This is a genomic window from Algoriphagus lutimaris (assembly GCF_017051705.1).
Lineage (GTDB): Bacteria > Bacteroidota > Bacteroidia > Cytophagales > Cyclobacteriaceae > Algoriphagus > Algoriphagus lutimaris.
On the sequence record NZ_JAFIDJ010000001.1, the window covers coordinates 548,018 to 567,108 of the forward strand.

Annotated in this window: 16 protein-coding genes; 2 read left to right on the forward strand and 14 right to left on the reverse strand. The window is 38.5% G+C overall.

Features of this window, described 5'->3' with window-relative positions; genetic code table 11:
* Positions 1-262: 262 nt before the first annotated feature.
* The 10 genes from JYB62_RS02160 to JYB62_RS02205 all read right to left on the reverse strand — a co-directional run bounded on the left by JYB62_RS02160 (position 263) and on the right by JYB62_RS02205 (position 9,474).
* Entirely contained in the window at positions 263-433 is a 171-nt protein-coding gene (locus JYB62_RS02160; protein ID WP_205643804.1) for a hypothetical protein, read from the reverse strand.
* A 224-nt stretch (positions 434-657) separates the two neighbouring features.
* On the reverse strand, positions 658-792 hold the full coding sequence (locus JYB62_RS20095) for a Beta-galactosidase C-terminal domain (RefSeq protein ID WP_205643805.1): 135 nt from the start codon (positions 790-792) through the stop codon (positions 658-660).
* A 160-nt stretch (positions 793-952) separates the two neighbouring features.
* Entirely contained in the window at positions 953-1,288 is a 336-nt protein-coding gene (gene rhaM / locus JYB62_RS02170; protein WP_205643806.1) for an L-rhamnose mutarotase, read from the reverse strand.
* Positions 1,289-1,335: 47 nt separating this feature from the next.
* A complete protein-coding gene (locus JYB62_RS02175) occupies positions 1,336-2,169 on the reverse strand; it encodes a GDSL-type esterase/lipase family protein (protein ID WP_205643807.1) in 834 nt (277 codons plus the stop codon).
* A 142-nt stretch (positions 2,170-2,311) separates the two neighbouring features.
* Positions 2,312-3,373 (reverse strand): HmuY family protein, encoded by a 1,062-nt coding sequence (locus JYB62_RS02180; protein WP_205643808.1) that lies wholly within the window; start codon positions 3,371-3,373, stop codon positions 2,312-2,314.
* 22 nt (positions 3,374-3,395) lie between these two features.
* Positions 3,396-5,651: a TonB-dependent receptor gene (locus JYB62_RS02185; RefSeq protein ID WP_205643809.1), complete on the reverse strand. Its 2,256-nt coding sequence runs from the start codon at positions 5,649-5,651 to the stop codon at positions 3,396-3,398.
* A 42-nt stretch (positions 5,652-5,693) separates the two neighbouring features.
* The gene (locus tag JYB62_RS02190) at positions 5,694-6,743 is read right to left on the reverse strand and encodes a hemin-degrading factor (RefSeq protein ID WP_205643810.1); all 1,050 of its coding nucleotides are present in this window, start codon (positions 6,741-6,743) and stop codon (positions 5,694-5,696) included.
* On the reverse strand, positions 6,730-7,548 hold the full coding sequence (locus JYB62_RS02195) for a heme ABC transporter ATP-binding protein (RefSeq protein ID WP_205643811.1): 819 nt from the start codon (positions 7,546-7,548) through the stop codon (positions 6,730-6,732). The genes JYB62_RS02190 and JYB62_RS02195 overlap by 14 nt, the downstream gene beginning before the upstream one ends.
* Positions 7,541-8,611 (reverse strand): FecCD family ABC transporter permease, encoded by a 1,071-nt coding sequence (locus JYB62_RS02200; protein ID WP_205643812.1) that lies wholly within the window; start codon positions 8,609-8,611, stop codon positions 7,541-7,543. Before JYB62_RS02200 ends, JYB62_RS02195 begins: the two co-directional genes overlap by 8 nt.
* The gene (locus tag JYB62_RS02205) at positions 8,611-9,474 is read right to left on the reverse strand and encodes a heme/hemin ABC transporter substrate-binding protein (RefSeq protein WP_205643813.1); all 864 of its coding nucleotides are present in this window, start codon (positions 9,472-9,474) and stop codon (positions 8,611-8,613) included. The genes JYB62_RS02200 and JYB62_RS02205 overlap by 1 nt, the downstream gene beginning before the upstream one ends.
* 99 nt (positions 9,475-9,573) lie before the next feature.
* On the opposite strand from JYB62_RS02205, the gene JYB62_RS02210 reads away from it, so the two are divergent.
* A complete protein-coding gene (locus JYB62_RS02210) occupies positions 9,574-9,882 on the forward strand; it encodes a hypothetical protein (protein ID WP_205643814.1) in 309 nt (102 codons plus the stop codon).
* 136 nt (positions 9,883-10,018) lie between these two features.
* Positions 10,019-12,748 carry a WD40/YVTN/BNR-like repeat-containing protein gene (locus JYB62_RS02215; protein ID WP_207758587.1) on the forward strand — a complete coding sequence of 910 codons (2,730 nt, stop codon included), beginning with the start codon at positions 10,019-10,021 and terminating at the stop codon, positions 12,746-12,748.
* A gap of 91 nt (positions 12,749-12,839) precedes the next feature.
* Here the strand turns inward: JYB62_RS02215 and JYB62_RS02220 are convergent, their stop codons facing one another.
* The 4 genes from JYB62_RS02220 to JYB62_RS02235 form a co-directional block, all read right to left on the reverse strand.
* Positions 12,840-15,260 (reverse strand): TonB-dependent receptor domain-containing protein, encoded by a 2,421-nt coding sequence (locus tag JYB62_RS02220; protein ID WP_205643815.1) that lies wholly within the window; start codon positions 15,258-15,260, stop codon positions 12,840-12,842.
* Positions 15,241-16,614 (reverse strand): HTTM domain-containing protein, encoded by a 1,374-nt coding sequence (locus JYB62_RS02225; RefSeq protein ID WP_205643816.1) that lies wholly within the window; start codon positions 16,612-16,614, stop codon positions 15,241-15,243. The genes JYB62_RS02220 and JYB62_RS02225 overlap by 20 nt, the downstream gene beginning before the upstream one ends.
* Positions 16,604-17,731: an imelysin family protein gene (locus JYB62_RS02230; RefSeq protein ID WP_205643817.1), complete on the reverse strand. Its 1,128-nt coding sequence runs from the start codon at positions 17,729-17,731 to the stop codon at positions 16,604-16,606. The genes JYB62_RS02225 and JYB62_RS02230 overlap by 11 nt, the downstream gene beginning before the upstream one ends.
* A gap of 61 nt (positions 17,732-17,792) precedes the next feature.
* Positions 17,793-18,965: a DUF4856 domain-containing protein gene (locus JYB62_RS02235; protein ID WP_205643818.1), complete on the reverse strand. Its 1,173-nt coding sequence runs from the start codon at positions 18,963-18,965 to the stop codon at positions 17,793-17,795.
* Positions 18,966-19,091: the final 126 nt, after the last annotated feature.

Below are 19,091 nucleotides of genomic sequence, written 5' to 3' on the forward strand. Positions count from 1 at the left end.
GTTTATTACCTAATACTCACCTATTGACACTTTTCCCTCAGTCCCTGAAGGCATGGTATTCCAATTGCTTGCATCAAAGGGATTGTAATCAATGTTTACAAAATTGATTTTACGGTAATTCCTCCTTTGAATTCCATTCCTATTTAAATATCGGATACTATTAGCCATCAAATTTGCTACTTCTATCTTGATGGTGTTTGGACCGTTTTTTAAGGTGCTCAGTTATATTCAGCTGAAAAGGAATACTTCACATGGCTCAGTCTTACTCGTCATTGATCCAAATCTTGGCACTTTCATACATTTGATTTATCTGTAATAGATATCGTTTTCCCACATTTTTTTCCAATTCAAAATTGGAAGTGTAGTTTGCTTGTCCAGAAAAATCATCCGAAGAACTATCTCCCTGAGTGATCCATGGATGAATGGCCTCCATTTGTAGGGAGGAAGGAAGGCGGGGTTGCCCCTTTGTAAATGCTAATGTCCAAAATAGGAAGAGAGGTCTTGATTCCTTCCTAAGCGGCTATAATCTAGCCAATTCGAAAGCCTTGTTTCGTTCGATTCTTCCAAGGCCTTGACGAAAATGGACTCAGCCGGTTTTAAGGAGATTGACGCACTGGTTTTGCTGCCATTTGAATTAGATTCCAATATTCCTCTTCTTCAAGTCAATGGATCCATCACCACCAACTGTTTAGCTGTTAAAATAAAAGAGATTGTTTGGTGGATGTCAGTAGGACTATGGTTTACAAGAAAGTAATACCTGCCATTTTGAGTTTTTCTACGTATAAAATCCACCTCGGATTCTGACCAGAAGTTTGAATTCTTCCCTGACCATCTTGTCCAAGCCTTGGATGTTTGCGTGATTTCGAACCAATCAGCAGTTGCTACTGCTCTTTTTTATCGGGAACAAGACAAAAAGAGGGAGGAGAATACCTAAAATGTAAGAAGTAAAATTCTATTTATTAGGTTGAACTTCTTTTAAGTTGAACACCGGTAAAAGCGGAATAGAAATAGGGGAGTTGTCTGGATTGGTTTCCATAATGTCTGCCATGTATTTCCACCAGCGTTGAACAATTTCAGTGTTTCCAAGATCTTGTGAATTTGCATTCCCTTCGGTGACTTGAAAAGCGAATAAAAGAGAGGTTTCCTTATCTAGGAATATATGGTAATCTACGATTCCTGTATCTTTTAATAAACTAACCAATTCAGGCCAGATTTCTTGATGACGCCTTTCGTATTCTTCCTCAAATCCTGGAATCAATTTCATTCGGAAAGCTAATTTTTTCAACATAGGTAATTTTTGATTTCAGATTTTAGTTATGAGAATTCATTTTGTTTTCAAACCTTAGACAGGTTTTCCAATAATTTGTACTTCATTATATATTCTTTTAAACCAATTTCCGCCAGATTATCAATTGCTTTTGCCACTATATTGGCGTTCAATTCAGCTCCTTCAAGAATGGTAGGTGTATGATCTGTTTCATCAAAATAATGAACTCTGACATAATCTTCACCTAAGCCATCGTATTGGTTTGCCATTTTTGTGTTTAAATCTATAAAAGTAGTGAAGGTGTCTTGAGCTATTTGTTTAGCCCAAAGCCCGTATCCTTTGTCCGCTCGAATTACTTTTCCATTCTTCCAATTATTTCTTGGTATTAGGGAGCAGACGAGGGGAGTTACCTCTTTGGTTTTAGCTGCAAAGATCATTTGTCTTAAATATTGGCTATAGGAATAAACTGGTTCTTGTTGCTTGGTGATAGGGATGTAAATATTCTCGACTTCTTGCCCTGCACTTTGGACGACCCCTTCAGCTTTTAATGTGTCATCTATTGGGCTAGAGTCATTATGTCCAGATTGCATGATCACATAATCTCCTGGCTGGAGAGTGCTCAACTCCTTATTCCATCTTCTTTCTTTGATAGATGCTCTGGTACTTCTACCTGCCATGGCCTGATTGCTGACTTTCAACCTGGTGCTATCGAAGAACTCTTGAAGAAAGTTGCTCCATCCTATTTGAAGGTTACTTTCTCCACCCATACGAATTGATGAGTCTCCAATAAAATGGAGCGTTTTAGGGTAGGAATTTTCTTTTTGTTGAATAGTAAATGATAGAATTAAAATTAAAAGAGGGGAGAAGGAGAAAAATTTGAAAAAGGGTCTTTTCTTAAGCATGCTTAGAACTTTCAAAAAAGGGTTGGAATTTTCAGTTTCTAAGGTAGGAAAAGATTCTTTTTTTAAAAGTGTGAAGAGGAGTGACAAAAAATAATCAAAGGCTGCTTTTGCAGCCTTTGATTGAACATTAAAATAGCCATTATTATAAACCTGAGTTTATAAGCTCGTACTCAAAAGAAGGTCTTCCTCTTTCTCCATCTTTCGTCAATGAGAGGAATCGTAACTTGTAATAATTATCCTCTGAATCTTTGACAATGTAATAACGGTCTTCAAGAACTGCTGGAGTTGAGTTTGGGCCACCACCTCCTCTCCAGGAAGAACCAATAGTTAATCTGTTGTCTGAATTAAAAGTTAAGGAAGCGATATCCGAGAAGAGAAAGTTTTCATAAGGGATATCTTCTTCCAGCACTTCCACTGCGGTTGTTCCACCGTAGATGTTATGGTAAACTAAATCTTGGAAAAAATAGGCCAAAATCCCATTGGACGCCTGAGGAAAGGGAGTGGAGGAGGTACCTGCTGTCCATGCAATGTCCCAATCTTCTTTGGCGGGTTCTACTTCTACAATTCCATTTTCGAAGGAAACGTATACAAAATTGTCTGAATCATTTTTGGAAATTTCAAGGGTGGAAGAGCTGCTGCCATCTGCATCCGCATGTTCCAAAAGGTATCCGGAACCATTCCTTGTGATTTTGATTTTTTTCCAAGTTCTTTCAGAGGCTCCACTGCTTCCTCTATTTAAGAGATATACTTCATTTTCATCATCGGATGCACTGATTGGAGCAATAATGGGCTTGTTTAATGGATTAGCAGGATCATCAACATGTAGAATACTCTCCAAATTAGTAAATGAGAGCACTAGTTTACCAGTTGATTCAGCCGCTGAAACTTCTTCAGTTCCAACTTCGTCCAAAGAGGTTTTTCCAGTGGCAGAGGCCATTGCTCCTGTCGTTCCATTGATCAAAACTTTGAAATCTGATCCTGAATAAAATGCCAGGTCCCAATCATCTCTTTTTACGGCAGTTTGTTCGCTAGACCTAAGTTTGATAAATGCTGTATTGGGAAAGGTTGCTCCACCTCCATTTACCTCAATCAATCCAGTTTCATCCGGTGGAATTACAATTGGAGCTGAATCATCATTGCAAGATGTAAATAGACCTGCTCCTATGAATAATAAGCAAATAGGGAGTAATCGATCGTGTTTCATAGTTTAGATTATTGATAATTGGTTAGTTTTTTAATTGATAAGTAAGTCCTAGGAAATAGGATCTTCCATAGCCTATAGGCCTTTGAGACCCCGTACTATGTGCAGCCCCGGATTCCGAACTGCTGTTGATTTGGGTAATATTGAATAGGTTTTTTATGCCGAGATGGACGTTCAGGTTTGTTCCTATCTCTTTTTTGAAGGTTAGATCCATCCATTGGTATCCGTCCAATTCAATTTCTTTCGGTTTGGTGTTCTCATTTTCATCAATGGAGATTTCATACCCTGGCAGGCTTCCAGTCCATTTGTAAAAAAGACTAGCTGTAGTTTTCCATGGCCTGATCTGGTAAGAAATGTCAGAGGTGATTTCTGGAGTCCAAACAAAAATGGGAAGGTCTGATTCCTCCTGAGATAGTTGATTATACCTACCTATGTATGAAAAGCCTAAGTTGAAATTCCAGTTTTTCATGGAAAGGTTTTCTCCTATAGTAATCCCGGTCGTTTTGTATTTATCTACATTGATCAATGTAGTGACTTGTATATTTTCTGGATCTTGAGCATAGGCTATTCTATTGGAGATATCATTGTAGAATCCTCCGACTATCGTTTTCAATTGAACGCCTTCAAAAACTTGCTTCTTCCAATCCAAGGAACCATTGATGCTATTGGAGGTTTCTGCTTCTAGGTTTGGGTTGCCGGTGATACTATGACTGGCATCGAAGAAATTAAAATATAATTCTCTGGTGGAAGGGGCTCTAAACCCATTTGCATAAGCAAATCGAATAGCCAACTGATCTGAGAGATTCCATTTCGTGTTGATCGAAGGAATAATTGGAGGTGCATCATAAGCAGAATTCCAGGTTTTTCTAAGGCCAGGTTTGACACTAACATTCGGACTAGGCGTCCAATCTGCAGAAAGGAAAACTGCATAATCCTGGATTCCATCATTTGAATCAATTCGTTCTCCTGCACCTTTTTCAAGATTAATGTCTATGCCTGGATTAAGGCGTAAGTTGTTCCCTGATTTCCAATCAGCCATCATTCTCCATGTGAACCCTTGGTAGTGGATGGTGGCATTAACCCCTTCTGCTTGAGATAGATATCTTTCTCCACTGTAGACGTTGGTTACCCAGGTCTCTGAATCACGGGAATAATTTGTATAGGCACCTTGCCAGGTAAGACCAAAGCTATTTGATGATTCCCACCTTCCGCTTAACCTATGCATCCATCTCGAGGTGATGAAATTTTGATCTAAAATTTCAAACCGTGCATCTGCACCATAAGAAAATACTGTTTCATCCAAATAATCCAGTTGATAATCGGTGTAGATAGATTTACCTGTCCAAGACGCGCTCAGATTCATGAAAAACTGTTCTTTTGGAAGCCATTCATAGTCCCGACCTGTTTTTTCGCCTTTCCACCCTCCAAAATTGTTTTGTGAAAAAGATGCTCCAAAATTCCATTTTTCAATTCCGAGATTTCCGGAAATACTGCGGATATGGTTGCCTTTGCTAGTAAATGGCTGGTATTCTACTCCAACTGTTTCCTCTTGGATTCTGGCCATAACACTCCACTTGTTTCCAAGGTCTTTCTTGGTGATGATGTTGATTACTCCGGCTAGCGCATCCGCTCCATACACTACAGACATGGGGCCTTCTACAATTTCGATTCGTTCAATTCGGTTAATATCAATTTGATTGATATTGATTTCATTGGAAGTGCCTTGTCTGCCCACCATTGGCACTCCATCGATAAGGATTTTTACATTTTGCCCGGACAATCCAAGAAGTTCCAAATTCGATGATCCCAATGCATTATCCTGACTAAATCTAATTCCCAGTTGGGTGTTTAAAGCTTCTTGAATGGAAGTAGAAGCTCTGTTTTGAATGGTTTTTTTTTCAATCGATCGAACTTGATAAACCGAATTTCTTGCAGATTGAGGCTCGTAATTTCCTGTTACTACAACTGGATCTAAATCGTTGATTTCTTCTTTTAACCTAAATTCTTTAATAGTATCATTTTCAGATAAATAATACCAATTGGATTGGTAGCCTAATGCCGAAATTTGAAACCGTTTATTTCTCATTGCTATATCCAAGTCAAACTTCCCATCGATGTCAGTTTTAATGATTTTTCCATTTTCTAACTGAATAGTGGCGTAGGGAATTTCCTCTCCAGAACTGCTGGTTATTCGGGCCTTTTGTTGTGCAAGAGTAAAAGAGGAACAAAAGAGGATGAATAGTATCGAAGCGGTTATTTTATTTAGACTAAATCTAAACATAGAGCTAAATTTTTTTTGGGGAGTATTACCTCCCCATCAGTATTATGTCAATTGATCCAATAATTCTTTCCATGCGGGTTTTTGAGGCAATCCTGGTTTTCTAAGACCAAAGAATTGAGCTACCATTTCTCCGTTTTTGTCAAATAGTTCAAGTGCGGATACATATCCATCTGTTGTATTTTTATGAACCACATATGCAGAATCTACTTCTGATTCATTAAGGTGCATATTGAAATCAGGATCTAGAACATTAATCCAATCTCCCATTTGTCTGATGGTTCTTACTTTTCCCTGATGAATTTGAATGTTTCCTTTATTGCCCGCAAAAATCATGATTGGTAATTGCGTTTCAGAGGCAACAGAAAGTACTTTCCTCACAGAAGACTTGCTTACTTCGTAGGCCCATCTATCCCCAATCCATTTTACAGCATCCAATCGGTTCAGTTTATGCTTTCTAAGCATACCGAAAAAGTCATGAGTATCTTTCATATTCGCCCAATCGGATTGAAACTCTTCCATATCCAGTTCATCCAATGAGGAGTAAATGGGCTTTTCAGGCATTTCAATGGATAGTGGGATATGTTGGTTTTCCGATGCGTATTTTTCAACCATTAATTCATACGCCTCTGGGTTAGACTTCTCTTGTAAATAAACTTTTAAAATAGCCTCTCCAGTCTGGTCAAAATATTGAAGGCTTTTTAATATTCCTCTTGGAGATTGGGTAGTCACAGCAAAACCGAATTTCCAGCTTTTGAAAAACACACGCTGTTCTATTGGTCCAATCACGGTAGCGATGGTTGAAGGACCGGCAGCATGTAGTTCAATTTTTTGAAAAGGGCCTTTATGCTCCAAGACACATGCTTCATTTCTAGTCAAAGACATGACTTTCCCAAGCTTAGGGAAATCAAGTACCTGTGATTTAAAATTGTCTTGTAGTCTTATTACATTCTCACCGATACCTGTTGCCAATAACTCGGCTTCAGAAACTCCTAGTCTTTTTGCTGCATCTCGGATTCTTAATTGAGGAAAGTCGCTTTTTAATTCTTCCCAGTTTTGCTTTAGTGTGTCGGTAGATTCATTAAAGATTTCCATAATAAGCTAGTTTTGAAGAGGATAAATTCGAGATTATTTCAGGGGAGGACGATACAATCAGTCCTCCGGTATAAGGGTTTTTAATAAGCTGGATAGGATGCTCAAACACATGGTCTAATGTTTCTTTTTCCATGACAGCATTCACTTCTCCGGTTTTTACAATTGTTCCATTTTTTAGTAGTGCTATTTTATCCGCGTATTGAATAGCCAAATTCAATTCATGTAAAATCAGCAAAATGCCTATGTTTCTGGATTTTAATTTGTCTAGTATTTTTAGAACAGCATGTTGCTGTGAAATATCAAGACTAGAGGTAGGTTCATCCAACAGCAGAAATCTTGGAAAGGGTTTGTTTTCCCAGATTTGAACCAGCACTCTTGCCAAATGGACTCTTTGCTTTTCTCCTCCAGAGAGATAGTTGAAGGCTTTCTCTCTTAGATGACCAGTATTGGTCACTTCCATTATTTCAGAAATCAAGTTTTCCGGTTCTGTTGAACTGGAACTAATCAATCCCAGTCGAACTACTTCTTCAGCAGAGAAAGGGAAATTCAATTGGGAATGCTGTGGCATAACCGCTCTGATTTCTGCCAATTGTTTTGGCTTGAGTTGATGAACCAGATTTCCATTGTAGTGAACAGTGCCCTGCTTGCAAGCTATTTCTCCTGATAAAACTTTGAAAAAAGTGGATTTTCCTGCTCCATTAGGTCCTAAAATTGCCATAATTTCACCTGGGTTCAATTCCAGATTCATCTGATCAATGATCGCTCTGTTTTTGATGCAATAATGAATATTTGAAGCTCTAAGCATAAGTTTTGGAATGATTTAGGTTGAAAATCAGCCAGATAAAGAAAGGTGCTCCTACTAATGCGGTAATGACCCCAATTGGCATTTCTGCAGGAATTACTATAATTCTGGCTACCAGATCTGCAAAATTCATCAAGATAGCACCCAGCAAAAAGGATCCCGGCAAGACGAGTCTATGGTCTGCTCCGAATAGTATTCGTATCAGGTGAGGTACCACTAATCCGACAAACCCTACCATTCCTACCATCGATACCCCAGTTCCAACAATTAATGCACAGTAGATTAAAAGCTTTAGCTTAACTCTCTGAACATTGACTCCCATATGGAAGGCTTCTTGCTCTCCTAGTGCTAATGCATTTAAGGCTTGATGTTGAAAGAGAAGAAGGAGGGAGGGGACTCCAATCAATACTAAACTGATTGGAATTTTATTCCAGACTGAACCTCCCAGATCACCCAAGCTCCAAAAAGTAAAACTTCTTAAAGCAGTATCATCTGCAAAGAATAAGACCAATCCGATCAGTGCTCCTGCTAATGCATTAATGGCTACCCCGGCCAATATCAACGTCCCCGATTCAGTTTTTCCTTGGCTTTTGGAAAGTTTATAGACACCGATGACATGTATTAAACCACCGAAGAATGCGAAAAAGGGGAGTCCTATTAATTGCAAAGGTTCGAAAAGGGTGGAAGTGACAGGAATTAACACCATAAAGATGACCGCGAAAAGTGCGCTTCCGCTACTAACTCCGATTAAACCAGGTTCTACCAGTGGGTTTCTGAACATTCCCTGAAGGGAGGCTCCGGCAATTCCCAATCCTCCTCCTACCATGGTAGCCATAATGATTCTGGGTAATCTTATCTGAAGCAGCACATTTTCTTGCTGTATGCTATGTAATCCTATATGAATACCCAACTGTTCCATCAAAATGGAAAAGCTTTGTGATATGGAAATGGTATATGCTCCTAGAGAGAGGGAAAGAAATATTAGTAAGGTCAAGGAAATCGCAAAAACTAGTAGAATTAGGTTTTGCGATTTTGACTTATCGGTATGTAAAGTTGAAATCAGCATTAGGGTCTAGCGGCTTTTGCAAGTTCCAAGGCAGCTTTTCCTACGCGAGGTCCAAAGCTTGATAGATAATGACCATCCATAGTAATAATTTGGTTTTTCTGGAAGGCGGTAGTTTGATCAATCCCTTGAATTTTTGATAATCCTTCCAACCCGCCCAAACTTTGGACACTTGAAGCGAAAAGTATAATGAAGTCTGGGTTTAAATTAGGTAAGGACTCAGGGCTCAATGGAGCGAACTCATCGAAACCAGTAGCAGTATTTTCTAGCTGAGCTATTTTAAAAATCTCTGAAGCAAAGGTCTTTTCTCCTGCAATAAATAGGGTTTCCGGCCCCCTTGCCATAACGAATAAGGCTTTGGGCTTGCTTTCATGGGTTGCTATAAACTGATTTAACTTCTCTAAATCAGCATCTATTTCTGAAATAAGATGCACCCCCTTTTCTTTCTCTTGAAAAAGTTCAGAAAGTTCTGCAATTATTGTTTTGGTTTCTGCGATCGATTTAGGTTTTGTAAATAATTCCAATTCAACCTGGGCAGCTTTTAATTGAGTGATGACATCTGCATTTAAATATCCCTCTTCTATCAGGACCAAATCAGGTCCAAAAGCTAAAATTCCTTCTGCTTTTATTTGATTTCTATACCCAATGGAAGGCAATTCTTTCATAGCTTCCGGATAGGTCGAAGTTAAGTCTGTGGCAATTATTTCATCCCCATGCCCTAATGCGTTTACAATCTCTGTGATCGTGCCTCCGGCAGTAATTATTTTTTTGGATGTTTGATCCGTTGTCGTCTCTTCAGATTTTTCGTGCGATCCGCATGCTACAAGAGAAAATGCTATGAATACCAGAACTAATTTTCTTATCATTATTTAGATCAATTATAAATACATGACAAATGTAAATTTATTTAGATTTAATCCAAATAGGTATAAGACTATTTTTTATAAAAAAGTGCTGAATGGAATTTGCTAAGGATTAATGTTTTTACTGATGTGCGAAAGGATGTTCGTTTTGTTGATAATGGAAAGTGGATCACCACCTGCGGAATCTCTGCTGGAATAGATGGAGCAATCTTGGAATTTGTTTTAGTTGATCGACCTTCTGATCTACATGCGTTAATTAATGGTGAGAAATTTCCGCTTTTCTTTGAATCAGTGAATGTCTTTTCTGATGGAGATTTGGTCTATTTTGAACGAGATAGCAAGGGAAAAGTCATCGGTTATAGAATCCAAAAGGAGGGAACCCTTTATCTGAAAATCTCCGTGGATTGTTGAATTAACGGGTTGAAGTCTGGAATTTTTATACAGGATTGCCAAAAAGCTATTCATTCCCACCATTTACATAATTGATTTCATGGGGTTTTGTGGTCCTTGCTTTTTACCTTAATTTAACTGACACAACCTTAATTCTATGATCAAACAATCTACAAAAAAATTAAAGAGTGTTTTGGCAATGGGACTGTTGATTTCAGCGGTTTCTCTTCCAAATGCTCATGCACAGAAAATCCCTGACCAAGTCGTTGAGGCTATTAAATTCAGGGAAATTGGTCCTACCAGACAAGGAGGTCGATATGTTGAATTTGCAGTTGTAGCAAATTCAACGAAAGTAATCTATGCTGCTACTGCTTCCGGAGGACTTTGGAAATCTGTAAACAACGGACAGTCCTGGACTCCTATTTTTGACAATGAATCGGTCATTTCTATAGGTTCTGTCGCAGTGGACCAAAAAAATCCCGATGTGGTTTGGGTTGGTTCTGGGGAAGCGAATAACTCCAGAAGCTCCTATTGGGGAGATGGTATCTATAAATCTACGGATGCCGGAAAGACTTGGACAAATATGGGACTTCCAGAGTCTCATCATATTGGTAGAATCGTCATTGATCCTACAGACTCAGATATAGTTTACGTGGCTGCTTTAGGTCATTTGTATTCCGAGAATGAAGAACGAGGACTATACAAAACTACCAATGGAGGTAAAACTTGGAAAAAGGTGTTGGACATTCAGAGAGAAGACGGGAAATATATTGGAGTCGTGGATGTAATCATGAGTCCTGAAGATCCTAATACCCTGATTGCTGCAGCCTATGATAAAATCAGAAGACCTTGGACGTTCAATGAAGGAGGAGAAGGAAGTGCAGTGTACAAATCCACGGATGGAGGGAAGTCCTGGAATAAACTAAGTAACGGGTTTCCTGGTGGGTTTTTAGGTAGAATAGGTCTTGCCTATGCGCCTAACAATGCGGAGGTAGTCTATGCCAATGTTGAAAATGTCAATGTGGAAGGGATTTCTGAGGAAGAAAGAAAAAGAATGCTCGAGATTGGACTTCCTCTGGGCAACGACCAAAAAACAGCTGGAACTGAAATGTATCGATCTGATGATGGAGGCGAAAGTTGGAGAAAAATAAGTCCAGAAGGGGAGGATATAGGAGGTTACCCGTCTTATTACTATCAACAGGTAATAGTAGATCCAAACGACGAAGACCATGTGTATGTCTTGGGGATTCGGGTTTGGGAAACTAAAGACGGTGGTAAAACCTGGGGAATGCCTTTCAGATTCGGTGGGGACAACCATGCGATGTGGATTGATCCAGCAGATTCTGAGCATATGTTGCTTGGTTATGATCATGGAATGGGCATTACGTATGATGCAGGTGCGACCTGGTATCACCCGGATGAATTGCCCTTGGCTCAGTTCTATGCGGTAGATGTGGACATGGCTTATCCTTATAATGTATATGGTGGATTACAGGACAATGGTTCTGTAAGAGGCCCAAGTTCCATGAAAGACGGAAGCTCTATTCCTTTTGAAGCTTGGCAAAGAGTAGGTGGAGGAGATGGAATGTATAACGTGATTGATCGATCTAATAATCGATACCTGTACAACGAGTCTCAATTCGGACCTATTCAACGCTTGGATCTAGAAACTGGTGAATCGAAGAGCATCCGTTATTCTGGAGCAAGAGAGATGCGTTGGAATTGGAATTCACCTATCGTAGTTTCACAACATGATACAGATGTGATTTATCATGCAGGCAATAAGGTCCTAAGATCAAGTTTCAGAGGTGAGAATTGGACCGAAATCAGTCCTGACTTATCCAAAAACGATTCCATCAAGGCATTAGGAACCGGAAATATTCAGTATGGAACGATTACCACTTTGGAGGAATCTCCTTTGGATCCTAATGAACTTTGGGCCGGAACAGATGATGGAAATGTTCAAGTCACCAGAGATGGTGGTAAAACATGGACTTTATTAAATGAAAACATTCCAAACAATCCGGAATATTGGGTAACTAGAATTGAGGCTTCTGCTCATTATCCAGGTACAGCTTACCTTTCGTTCAATGGAATGAGAAGAGATGACTTTACTTCATTTTTATACAAAACAACTGATTGGGGTGAAACCTGGACTTCTATCGCTGCAGGTATCCCAGAAGCTGGAGTAAATGTGATCAGAGAGGATCTGAAAAACCCTAATTTGTTATTTGTAGGAACAGAATTGGGAACTTATGCAAGTATCGATGGGGGAGCAAATTGGACCAAGTTCATGACCAATATGCCAAGTAATCCTGCCTATGATATGGTGATTCATCCAAGAGAAAATGAATTGGTGGTGGCTACTCATGGTAGAGGTATTTTTATAGCGGATATCAGTTCACTTCAGGGCTTAAATCAAAGCGTGTTGGATGCTGAGTTGACCCTATTTGATATCCAACCTGCCGTGCAATATATCGAAGGCTTGAGTAATGTGACTGCCTATACCAACTTTGATGGAGAGAGCAGGAGCCCAGGTAATCATATTCAATTCTATGCCAAGAATGCGGGTCAAGCAACTATAAAAATCTATAAAGGAGCGAAAGAGATTTTCACCAAATCCATAGACGCTAAAGCTGGCTTAAATAAATTCGTTTGGGAATTTGAAGAGGTTACGGGGGAGAGAACCCAAAAGCAACTGGATCAAACAGCAGAAAGATTCCGCGGTTTTGGAATGGAAGAAGAAGATATCCAAAGGAGAATTGAATCGATGAGATTCATTACTCGTACCGTGAACCCTGGCAATTACACAGTAGAGGTTGAAGTGAATGGCCAATCTTCATCCAAAGAAGCTGTAGTAATGAAGGATTATTGGACTTTGAATTAAAATTGCCTTATGAATAAAAAAGCCGATTTTTAGAATCGGCTTTTTTTATGTTTTTACTAAGAAAGAGTAATCGGGAATTCTTTGTGATTGCTTATAATTGAAATTGTACAGTCAAATAAATTCCCCTTCCATCTGAGGGTAAAATACCAGGGCCAGGGTACCCTGTCGCTCTTCTGGTAAAGTAAATCGCATTGGTCAAGTTATTGACTGATCCTTCAAACTTGAATTTTTTGTATTCATAGGATAAACTAAAATCCATAATTGAATAAGCTGGGATTAAACCAACCACTGCTGAAACACCACCATCGATGGCATTGGTGGCATCACTGAATTGGTCACTGAGATGACTGAATTGAAGTGAAGATTTAAAGTTATTATAGGCAACAGAAAGTCCAGTTTTGAAATTAACATTTGGAACAAATTCTACCTCATTACCCTCAATTCCATTAATATCGCTGGCTCTATAGGTGGAGTTAATGATTGCGAGGTTACTAAATACAGTACCTTTCCATGAAGCATTCTCTGGGAATAAAGAATGCATGAAATCCCATTCTACATAACTTTCAAAACCACTGATAATCGCTTGACCAATATTGGTTCTCTGTCTTAATACCCTATTGCTTTCATCATAATATTGGACTTCCCCAATTCTGTTGTTATAGTTCAGGTAGAAAAGACTCAGGTCATAATTGATCAATCTGTTTTGATCAGATCGGATTCCAAGATCAATGGAGTACCCTTTTTCATCTTCCAGGTCTGGATCAATAGTAGCAGAAGGGTTTGAAATCCGCATATCACTAAATGTGATGGAACGGTAGTTCTGTGATATATTGGAATAGACTTCTAATTTCTCGTTTGGCTTAAAACTTAGGCCTAAACCTCCTAAAATGAAACTACGGTTATTTTTTCTAGATTCTTCCACCACGGTTCTTTCAATAATGTTCCCTGCTAGATCCTTGTAAAGGATCGCATAATATCCTTCTGCAGAAGTTCTAATGTTTTCAAATCTGACACCTGGTGTGATAGAAAATTTATCATTCAAGAAGAAAATATTTTCCCAAAACAGGGAGATGTTTTTGTTCGGAAACTCATAGTCATTGAGCAGGTTATTTTCTCCTGGTAAATAATTAAAGTTTGCATCCGATCCGGTACTACCAAACCCTTGCGTACTATGGTTGTATCCATGGTAATATCGGATTCCAGTGATTCCTATAGATTGGATGTTTCCTAGTGAATACCTTTTTAGGTATCTAAATTCTGTTCCCCAATTTTCAAAATCACCTTTAATTAGATCTCTTTCGGAATTATCATCTATAGTGGCTACTCTATTGGGTCTAAAACCAATGGAATATCGATTGGCATTCAATCCAAAAAATCTAAGATTGATGGAGTTACTCTGGTTGAATTTATGGTCCAAATGGAAAGCATATAAATTCCAGTCCACATTGAACCAGTTTCTTGATCTATTACTTTGTCTCGGGTCTTGTTCAAACATCTCATCGGTTAGACCACCTGGTTGTTGGGAGAGGTAGGTCATTTTTGTGATGTCAATACCGACTTTGGTGTTTTCTGTGACTTGGTAATTAAGATTAGTATAGAAATTATAGCTGTTAAATTCAGAGTTGGGTCTCCAGCCATTCCCTTTTTTATATTGGAAAAAGGTATAGTAACTAAATTTTTTATTCGTCCCGCTAAGACTGGTGAAGGCATTGTAGAAGCCGAATGAACCAAGGGTTTGTCGAGCTGTTAATTCAATTTTTTTATGTTCCACCGGACGCTTCATCTGAAAATTCACCAATCCTCCAAATTGGGTTCCATACTGCAAGGAAGCAGCTCCTCTTACAATCTGGATTTTACCAATTCCTTCCAAAGGTGGAGTGTAGTAGCTTTCCGGATATCCCAATGCATCTGCACTGATATCGTAACCATTTTGCCGTGTATTGAAATTAGAGGAACGGTTAGGGTCCAATCCTCTTCCTCCGATACTTAATTGAAGACCTGCTCCATCATTTTCCCAAATATTCAATCCTACTACCTTGGAATAGACCTGTCTTGCGTTATTGGTAGATAGGTTAGCCGTCATGTTTTCAGGCAGGATCACTTCTGATTTTTTGGCTTCATAAAGGCCCATGTTATCCACCGCGTTCATACGGGAAAGACCAAAATCTGAAGCGGATTCAGTGACTACCGCTTCCTCCAGATTCATGCTTTTAGGGTCAAGAAATACTGCCAAGTTTTGGTCACTATTAGAAATGGAAACTTGAATTTTCTTATACTCGAAAAATTCACTGGTGAAATGAACGGTATAGGAGCCATTGGCCAAATCTCCAAAATAAAACTCACCTTTTGAAGAGGCTTCTACCAATCTGGACCCATCATTTAAATAGATAATGCAGGAAGAAATAGTCTGGTTATTTTCAGATGATTTGATAGTACCACTCAATTTGGATTGAGCAGCTAAAAGCATTGGAAATAACCCTACTAGGATAGTATTAAAAACCTTTAATTTCATCTTCAAATTTTAAAATCCAGTTTTTTGGAGCGAACGATTCTTTTTCTTCGGAAAGGTCAATTTTTGGGTCAATCAATGCTTTTCCTATTCTGCCATTTAAGGAAACATAACTATCCACATAGATTTGTGGATTTTCTATACCTGTTTTTTCAAAATGATTTTGAAGGATATGTGCAAATTCCAGTATCATATCCGGTTGTGTTGCCATCATCTTTTCTTGCTGGGGAGTAAGAAATTCTTTGTTATCTACTTCCTTGATTTCTCCATTTTCTCCTTTGGCCAAGAAGGTGGCTGATCCCATTTTTTCCATGAGCATCACCCTCCAACTGAATCGATATCCTTCTTCGGTCCAGAATAATTCTCCAGGGTATAAGAGGTATCTGAAGGGGAGGAGAATTTGAATGGTAAAGAATAGGATTAAAAGGCCGATAAATAGGCTATTTAAATTGTTGGAATAGCTAAATGATCTTTGAGGATTTAAAAAGGAGGAAGAGGCATGCATTATTCCTCCAATTTTATGAATGATACGAAGGTGAAAGTCCTGAGAGAAAAAAATAAGTGCGGTACCTATCATGATATAAGGGAACATTCCTATTGGAAAAAGTATAGATGTGAGCAGGTGGAATACGATGACAGAAGTATATGCCAATTTCCTAGTTGGAGTGTAGAGTAAAAGAAAACCTATGCTTAAATCATAAATACATCCGATCCAACTAAACAGGTATGCAACCCAAGTTTCATTCAATAGATTTCCAATCAATGGAAGGTCATTTTTGGCCGGAAGCCAAATTTTCATAGGTAAAGCTAGAAACAGCCAATCACTGTTGAGTTTTGCCAGACCTGCAAAAAAATAGAGAATGATGACCATTAACTTGATGGAATCAGTACACCAAGAGGGAATTTTAGAAGAATTGAGACTTGGTTTCCTCCAAGCATCTATAGAAAAGTAGGCATTTGCAGGAAGAAAAATCAATAGGAAACTTAAAAGGGAAATAAAGTAATAATGGTTTAGATAAGTAGTCTTATCCATTAATTCAATGTAGGTGAAGCTTAAAAAAAAGAGGAGGGCAGCCCATCGGTAGTAAAGGCCTATGCCGATAAACAAAGCAGCAATCATCCCTACTAAAAATAGGAGGTAAGTATATTGTCCCAAAGGTTGGACCCATTCGAATCCGTAGTAGCTAAAATGGTGTTTTGGTGCAATATATAATTGGTGTATCCAGCCTTTGAGCCAAAATCGAAGGAGGCTTAGAAACATCAATAAACCAAACATCATTCTGAATACAACTAACGCTGCTGGAGAAGATGTTTGGTTTAAATAAGATGAAAACCTTGTTTTCAAATTAGTCACCATCGTTATCCGTGTAGGTGATTGTAATACTCATCGCTGAAGTCATATCTACTTTTAGAATTCTTACAGCTTTTTGCATTTCTTGGTATACTTGGATCATGGAATCATTATCCGTGATGATTTGCTGATAAAGGTTTTCTGATAATCCATTGAGGAGATTGCTGATGACTGCCAACTGCTCAGTGATGTATTCAGACAATAGTATCCCTGTACTTGGGTCTTTTGCTCCGATAGCTACCAAATAGGTTTTCAAGGAAGGGCCTTGTTTGCCATTTGCATTCCCATTAAAGAAATCGGTAAATGCTTGATGAGCTGTTTTTGCCAATAAAAGCGAGATATCCTGCTTATAGTATGCCTCAATTTTTTCCGGGTTTGGGGTACCGGAACTTGCTAAAGTTGCTCCGGAAGGAATACCAAATTTGCCACTTCGGACATGTCTTTCATAATAAAGCACATAGGCATTGACCATGGATGCTGTGGAAGAACCTATATCCAATCCAGTTTTTGAAATGAACTCTTCTTTAGCAGGACCATTCCAGTCTGAGGTTACTTGATTAAGTAACAATTCCATTCTGGTAACCAGCGTATTCAGATAAGCACGTCTATTTTCGCCTTTTTCTGAGTCCGTATAAAATTCCAGGATTTTGATGTCCTCTTCTGCCACACCATTGATTAGGTAATCCAAGGCTGGGAATCCTTGCTGGTCATAAGTGGAGGGCAAATTCAGATTCAAGGTGGAGGAACTGATATTGGTTTCAATTCCTGAAACATTGGTGGGATAAATGTTGTAAAAATTCCTTAACGTATATTTTTCAGCAGGACCTACTTCAAATAATTCTACATGTTGCCAAGAAACATAGGCCTGAACCCAGGTGTTTCTTAAAGCTTGTAGGTTGGACTCAGTGGGGTTATTCACAAATTGATCGGCACTGATTACCATGTTTTGCAGATCTTGTTCAAATTCCGAATAGGAAGGTATGATCATTTCCTCTACCCAAAACTTAAGCATTTCTTTTCGATCGCTGTTTTCCTCGGGAATGTCTTGATCTTCGGTTGAGTCAACACAACCAAAAAGCAAGGTCAACAAAAAGAGAATAATAGGGTACTTTCCGTAATTCATCTCCAATGTATTTAAGGTGGAATAAAAGGCCGGAACTCATCCGGCCCGATGATATGAATTCTTACAAGTTGAATTTTGATTTGATTGCAGCTTCTGCAGTATTGATTTTAGCTGCATCTATATCCCAAAATCCATTTTCACTATTGATTAAGGCAGCTATAATGGTGTCAGAGAAATTTGCATCTGCTTGATAAGTACTGGCAAATCTTAGTGAATAAATGAATCCTAAGGCTTCTCCGATAGCATGTGCTCTTTTGTCTTCTGTAGTACTGGTTCTCCATTTACCCAAATAGCCAAGGGCTGCATTTGCTATCGATTTTTCGAATTCTTGTCTGATTACAAGCGCCTGGTTTTCCATTTCCACCAAATCGTTGTTGACGATAGCAGCTCTTCCTTTAAGAAATGCAGGATAAATTTTCGCATAGCCACTTTTATTATACTCCCAGATATAAGCTCCTGCTCCGAATTCAGAAACAGATCCTTTTTCAGTATCAGAAAATCCTTCTAAATAGATTGGATTCAAAGTAAGTGTGGCATAGGCCAAGTCCCAATTGTGTTCTAGCTGGGTATAGTTTCTATCCGAAACAAGAGTTGAGTTATCTGCATTCAGCCCTGAGTTTAAAAGGACGTTACCGATATAGTCCAACTGAAATGCCCCTAAAAGGGATTTTTGGATTACCTGGGCTACTTCAATCCCCTTATTATTCAATAAGTAATTACCCAGTTTACCAGCCTGGTTGATAGATGCTTCTTCATTGATGGATAAACTGTTCGCATCTATTTCCTCAAATAGGGATTCAAAATAGGCCTGGGTGGCTAGAATTTCTGCTTGTGACCTTGATGGAGCCACTCTCGCACTAATGCTTTCTTCAGAATTATTAAGATCGGAAGCATTAAATAAACCTCCTTTTATTTCAATTTGGGAATAAGAAGATTCAGTATTATTGAAAAGATTCGATAGAAGGCCTTGATCAATTCTTGAATTAGTGCTTACGCTGGATTTAATGTAATTATCCATCGATTGAAACATGCTTAATGAAATATTTCCTTCGGTTAAATCCACTGTTGAAGTACCCGATTGATCCAAAAATTGAGTAGAGTAGGACTCGTTTGTGTTCAAATCATTATAGCTTAGTTCAGATCTAAGGTTAGGTACTGCTGTTTCATTTTCACAAGATGTCGCAGCTAATAAGACTAATCCTAGAAGGAATTGATAGCATTTTAAAAACTTCATTATTTTTTTTAATTCGATTGAGTATTCGTTTTCGGCTGCAAAGTTATTTATTTAGATTAATTCTAAAAAAATTGTTTAGAAAAAATCTAAATAAAAACAGGGCGAGATTTTTAGAATTACTTTTTC